We start from the raw sequence: 3,990 nt of genomic DNA on the forward strand, positions 1-3,990 counted from the left end.
CCGGTTGGCTTCGAGGTCGGTGGTGCGCAGCACATAGACGAGGCTGCGACCATCGGGCGACACCTGGGGGCTCGATAGCCGCGCCATCCCCACCAGGTCGTCGGCGTTGAAAGGGTGTGTTGCCGGCTCCGCCGCCAGGCCCGGCGCCAGACTGGCGGCCAGCAGCCCCGCCGCGAGTTGGTGTCCCCGCTTGTCTCGCCCCATCAGTTCACCCCGTGATTTGGCAGGTAGTGCCCGCTCTCGAGACCGGCGAAGAGATGCTGCACTAGCGGATGGTCGATCGCCTCGTCACTGGTGTCGGGCTCGAGATTGCGCTCCGCCACGTAGGTCGTGTGCTCTTCACCGTCGACCAGCACGTGGTACCAGGGATCGCTCTTCGGCGGCCGGCTCTTAGCCACCTTCTCGTACCACTCGTCGGTACCCTGGAACACCGGATCGACGTCGAAGATGACGCCGCGGTAATCGAATAAACGGTGATGGACCAACTGGCCGATACTGAACCTGGCTTGGAAGCTCATCAGGTGCCTCTCGTCAATGTCGAAATTGTCTGCCAGGCGGATTGTAGCGGACCGCTCGTTACACTCGCGACCCGCTCCGCAGCTCGCGTCGACGAAAACTTGCCCCGAGGGGCAAGATTTAGTCCTCGCTCGGTGGGTAGCGGCGGATGGCGACCGCTCGTTGCACCCGCGACCCGCAATGCAGCTCGCGACGACGAAACTTGAACCAAAGCCAAGTTTTCGCCCTCGTTCGGTGGGTAGAGGACCGCTCGTTACACTCGCGACCCGCAACACAGCTCGCGTCGACGAAACCTGCCTCGAGAGACAAGATTTAGTCCTCAAGAGCACCCAGGGCTGACGGGCCAGCCTTGCGATGATTTCGTGATTCGCCTGTTTTCTGTGGCGGGTTTGGCGACGGTTTTCCATATCTACGGGTAGAGACCCCGCAGAGACCGTCCCGAGACCTCGACCACATTTCGAAGAGAGGGGAATCATGCAGCCTTCCGATTCCACAGCCCGGTCCATGCAACGACCCGCCGGCGTCAACCGGCGCGGTTTTCTGGGGATCACCCTCGGTGCCCTGCTTGCCGGTAAGGTGCAGCTGCCGGGGGTGGTGCGAGCCCAGCCGCCGCTGGCCAGCGACGACTGCCCGCGCTTCGGCGTGTTCGACGACGCTACGTTCGCCCTTCTGGAAGCGGTGGCGGAGCAGATCGTACCCGCCGACCAGGATCCCGGCGCCACCGATCTGTGCTCCGCCAGCCTTGTGGAAGCCACCGCGGCCGGCGATGCCGGCACCGCCCAGCTGCTCATCGCCGGTTTGGCGGCCCTCGATGCCTCGAGCGTGCTGCTCCATGGCGTCGGCTTCGTCGACTTGCCCTTCCCCACCCAGACTGAGCTGCTCGAGCTCGTCGAAGCGGGCCAGGCGCCCGGCGAAGCCTGGGAGCACGTTCTCTTCGCCCGCCTACGGAAGGCGCCGGAGGAGCCCGTGCCCGAAGAGCTGGCGCGGTACCTGGAGACCATCGATCGTCTGGTGCCGACCAAGCACACCCTGGCCAACCCCGGCGCTGCTCAGGCGACGCTGACCGGCTCCGAGGCCCAGCAGACCGTCTTCGGCGTACTGCGCACCCTATGCAAGCTCGCCTTCGTGCTCAACTTCCCCGAGATGAGCGTGCGCAACCCGGACGGCACACCGATCTTCACCGACGCCGAGCACCTGATCTCCGATCCCGACGACGACTCCACCCTCACCGGCTGGACGATCGTCAACTACCACGAGATCGACTACCGGGTGGAGAAGCTGATGTGGGAGTGGCAGGCCGGCTTCCGGGTGATCGGCTTCGATGGCGTCCCGATCCTCGACACCGCCTCGCCCCTCTCCGACGCCGAGCGTCTGCAAGCCCGCGACATCCTCTACGCCCTGTCCGACAACGGCCTGGCGTGAGCTGGGAAAGGACTAGAACCATGCACTACGACGTCATCGTGATCGGATCGGGCTCCGCCGGAGCCGTCGTCGCCGAAACCGCCAGCGATGCCGGCGCTCAGGTCCTGCTGCTCGAAGCCGGCCTCGACCAGGCCCAGCGCCCCTACGACGCCTCTGGCTTGGCCGGCGGACCACCCAACCCGGCCACGCCCTTGGGTCGGCGAACCTCGGTGCGTGCCAATGCGACCCAGCAGCAGAGCGACGAGCGCGATCTCCTGCGCTGGGGCTACTTCGACAACAGCGGCATCCGCCACGACGCTGCCAAGATGGTCGGCGGCAGCGGTGCGCACAACGGCATGATGTCCTACCGCGGCCTGCGCCACGCCCATCGCCGTTGGCCCCAGGGTTGGCGCTTCAACGATTGGCGGCCGTTCTACGCGGCGGTGGCCGAGCGCATGCACGTGGTGCCGCGCGAGCGCCTCACCATGGATCCCGGTGCCCTCGCCTTCGAGCGCGCTGCGGCTGATCTGGGCTATCCGGTGATCGAAGACTTCAATCGTGCAGTCGCCGAGGATCCGCACTACCGCGGCGGCGTCGGCCCCACCACCGCCAACCTGCGCGGCATGGCGCCGCCCAACACCAACGGCACGATCGACAAATACGGCGAGCACCAAACCGTCTTCGAGACCTATCTGGAAGATTCACGCGACCGTGCCAACTGCACCCTGCAATCCTTCGCCGAGGTGCAGACGGTCGACTTCCGCCGCGTCGGCAACCGCTACCGGGCCGACTCGGTGACCTACAGGGACACCCGAACGGGCGAAAGCCACACGGTGACCGGCGACGTCATCGTCAGCTCCTGCGGCGTCATCGGCAGCCCGGCCCTGCTCCTGCGCTCCAACGTCGGCGCCGGCGCCGTGGCTGATTCGCCCAACCCCCACGTCGCCTTACCGGCGGTGGGCGAGAACTACAACGCCCACCCCTTCGCCACCCTCGGCGTGGTGTTCAATCGCCCGGTCTACGCCCGCTGGGGCTACGAGGTGCCGATCACCTTGCAGCGCGACTACCACCACCCGCGCCGAGCCCTCTCCATGGGAGTCTTCAACTACAACCGACCCGATCTCGGCGCCGCCACCCTCGATTGGGGTGCCGGCTTCAAGCAGCGGGTGCGCGATCACCGCAAATGGCAGTTCGGCTTCTCCTGGCCGATCTTCCCCACCACCCGCGGCCGCGTCACCCTCAACCCGGCGAACGACAACTCCGCCGAAGTGTTCTATCCTCAGCTCACCGCCCACGACCAGAACCTGATGCAGGCCGGGCTCGACGAGTGCCTCCGGGTCTTCCGACACATCGAGCAGGTCGACCACGACTACCGGATCGAAGACGTCTTCGCCGTCCCCGGCTACGGCCTCAACCACGGCATCGGCACCTGCCGCATGGGCCGCAGCCGCCAGCGCTCAGTGGTCCACCCCGACACCCTGCGAGTGCACGGTTTCGACAATCTGCTGGTGGTCGATGGCAGCGTCTTCCCACGGCATCTGTCGAGCAGCGAACACATCAACATCACGACCCTGGCTTTGAAGGCGGCGCAGACGATTGTTCTGCCGATGCTGGGGCTGGATTGAGGGCATCGGCCGCGAAGTGCTCGAGCAACAGACGGTGGACGAAGATGTACCCGCCGCCGACCCGGCGCAGCAGGATGCGCTCGGCGGCGTGGTCGAGAAAGTCCGCGTAGCGCCAGGGCACCTGGCCCGAAACGGCGAGGATGGCTCGTAGGATGTAATGCCGGATCACGTCGAGGCCGCCGAACCACAGGCCGGTGAGAACGGCGAAGCACAGGAAGATGGCAGCGAGACCGGGCCAGGCCGAGCTGTCGGTGAGCATCGCCAAATCGAAGCGGAAGATCAACAAGGAGAGGATCAGGACGCCGATCAGCCCGCCGAGCGGGCCCAGAATGAGCGTATTCTTGATCGACAGCCGGATCCCCTCGTTGGCAGCCGCCTTGTCTTCCCTGGGACCGCGGTCGATGCTGCGGACCACGGCAAAGGCCAGGGCGAAGGCCAGCCACAAGCC

The 3,990-nt window shown here is 66.1% G+C and carries 5 protein-coding genes; 2 read left to right on the top strand and 3 right to left on the bottom strand.

The annotated features are described in order from the left end of the window. On the bottom strand, window positions 1–204 hold a 204-nt coding region (locus AAF481_20270; protein ID MEM7483502.1), incomplete at its 3' end, for a hypothetical protein. Beyond that, window positions 204–518: a heat shock protein HspQ gene (gene hspQ / locus AAF481_20275; protein ID MEM7483503.1), complete on the bottom strand. Its 315-nt coding sequence runs from the start codon at window positions 516–518 to the stop codon at window positions 204–206. The genes AAF481_20270 and hspQ, both read right to left, overlap by 1 nt. A 472-nt stretch (window positions 519–990) precedes the next feature. Between hspQ and AAF481_20280 the strand changes: the two genes are divergently transcribed. Beyond that, the gene (locus AAF481_20280) at window positions 991–1,938 is read left to right on the top strand and encodes a gluconate 2-dehydrogenase subunit 3 family protein (GenBank protein MEM7483504.1); all 948 of its coding nucleotides are present in this window, start codon (window positions 991–993) and stop codon (window positions 1,936–1,938) included. 20 nt (window positions 1,939–1,958) lie between these two features. Beyond that, window positions 1,959–3,542: a GMC family oxidoreductase gene (locus AAF481_20285; GenBank protein MEM7483505.1), complete on the top strand. Its 1,584-nt coding sequence runs from the start codon at window positions 1,959–1,961 to the stop codon at window positions 3,540–3,542. On the opposite strand, the gene AAF481_20290 is transcribed toward AAF481_20285, so the two are convergent. Beyond that, window positions 3,481–3,990, bottom strand: a 510-nt coding sequence (locus AAF481_20290; protein ID MEM7483506.1) for a hypothetical protein, incomplete at its 5' end; no start/stop codon positions are given. The two genes, AAF481_20285 and AAF481_20290, sit on opposite strands and share 62 nt — an antisense overlap.

This window comes from Acidobacteriota bacterium, from assembly GCA_039030395.1.
In the GTDB taxonomy this organism is placed as follows: domain Bacteria; phylum Acidobacteriota; class Thermoanaerobaculia; order Multivoradales; family JBCCEF01; genus JBCCEF01.

What these genes read in the sequence shown, in the direction of transcription:
- hspQ (MEM7483503.1), bottom strand. Translation starts at nt 518, where the DNA reads ATGAGCTTCCAAGCCAGGTTCAGTATCGGCCAGTTGGTCCATCACCGT.
- AAF481_20280 (MEM7483504.1), top strand. Translation starts at nt 991, where the DNA reads ATGCAGCCTTCCGATTCCACAGCCCGGTCCATGCAACGACCCGCCGGC.
- AAF481_20285 (MEM7483505.1), top strand. Translation starts at nt 1,959, where the DNA reads ATGCACTACGACGTCATCGTGATCGGATCGGGCTCCGCCGGAGCCGTC.